The sequence below is a fragment of the Burkholderia sp. GbtcB21 genome (assembly GCF_019091065.1).
GTDB lineage: Bacteria > Pseudomonadota > Gammaproteobacteria > Burkholderiales > Burkholderiaceae > Burkholderia > Burkholderia pyrrocinia_C.
Genome location: NZ_JAGXKA010000519.1, coordinates 1 through 232, shown reverse-complemented (window position 1 = coordinate 232; position 232 = coordinate 1). Strand labels below are relative to the sequence as shown.

General features: G+C 70.7%; 1 pseudogene. It reads left to right on the top strand.

Annotation, left to right across the window (positions count from 1 at the left end):
* Window positions 1-232, top strand: a pseudogene (locus KVT39_RS37525) (IclR family transcriptional regulator); the annotation flags it as partial.

Here is a 232-nt window from a genome sequence, read left to right as displayed (position 1 = left end):
CACCGGGTTGTACCAGAGCACGATCCTGCGTCTGCCCGCCGCGCCCCAACATGGCGGCTTCATCCGCAACCTCGACGACGGCCAGTACGCGGTCGGGCACGAGCCGCTGCGGCCCGCCGCGCTGTACCAGCGCTCGTTCCGGGTCGGCCGGGTGGTCGAGCCGCTGCTCGAGACGCTGAGTCGCGAACTCGGGGAAACCGCGTCGTTCTATGTGCGCCAGGGCGACATGCGC